Origin of the sequence: Kitasatospora putterlickiae (assembly GCF_039527695.1) — a bacterium.
Classification (GTDB): Bacteria; Actinomycetota; Actinomycetes; order Streptomycetales; family Streptomycetaceae; genus Kitasatospora; species Kitasatospora putterlickiae.
Genome location: NZ_BAAAKJ010000139.1, coordinates 1 through 806 on the forward strand (window position 1 = coordinate 1; position 806 = coordinate 806).

Genomic DNA, 806 nt, shown 5'->3' on the forward strand with positions numbered 1-806 from the left:
CGGGCCGCCGGGTGTCCGCCCTCGTGCTCCGGAGCGGCGCGCATCCGGGCCCGGCGGCGGGAGCGGCAGCCCCCGCATATGCAGTCCGCCTCCGGCTCCACCTCGTCGAATTCCAACAGGGGGGTCAGCTGCTCGGTTCGGGTCATTCTCCGCCTCTTGTCTCTCCTGCTGGGGATGGTGCCGGTCATGCCGCTGACGGCGTGACAGCACGGTCCTTCCCAGGTGCACACCGCGTGTTATCGGGACCAAAGTCCCAAAGCGGACGCATGATCGTCACGGTGGAGTACTCCGAACGGGTGACGGCTGTTCGGAGCCCCGGGCGTGGCGCGGGTCGGCGGAAGGCGGTAGGGGCGGTGGAGCGGTGGCGGTCCGTCGGGTCGATCCGCCGTCAGGTGAGGGCGGATTCAGCGGGCGGGCGGGTTGGCGGGCGAGTACTCGGGGCCGGTCCAGCGCAGCGGGGTGGCGTCGGCCAGTTCGACGACGCCGGTGACGGTCAGGTCGACCACCCGCTCGGCGCCCGGCAGGCCGTCGGTGGCCGGCCCGGTCCAGTCGGTCCTGGCCTCGCCGGTGATCAGCAGCGCGCCGCCGGTCTCCCAGTCCGGGACGAGCAGCCCGGCCCTGGGGTCGAGCTCCAGGTTGCCCAGGGTCATGAACATGCTGTTGCCCGCGTAGTCGGGCCAGCGCAGCCGGTCCGGTCCGAGCACCCGCAGGAAGCCCGGGTTGCCGCCGCGGTGCGAGGCGTCCATCCGGCCGTCCGGCCCGGCGGTGGCGATGAAGAAGGTGTCGGCGGTGGCCGCCAGCAGCTG

At 73.1% G+C, this 806-nt stretch carries 1 pseudogene; it reads right to left on the bottom strand.

What is annotated here, in order from left to right:
• Positions 1 to 404: 404 nt before the first annotated feature.
• Positions 405 to 806, bottom strand: a pseudogene (locus ABD308_RS14970) (pyridoxamine 5'-phosphate oxidase family protein); the annotation flags it as partial.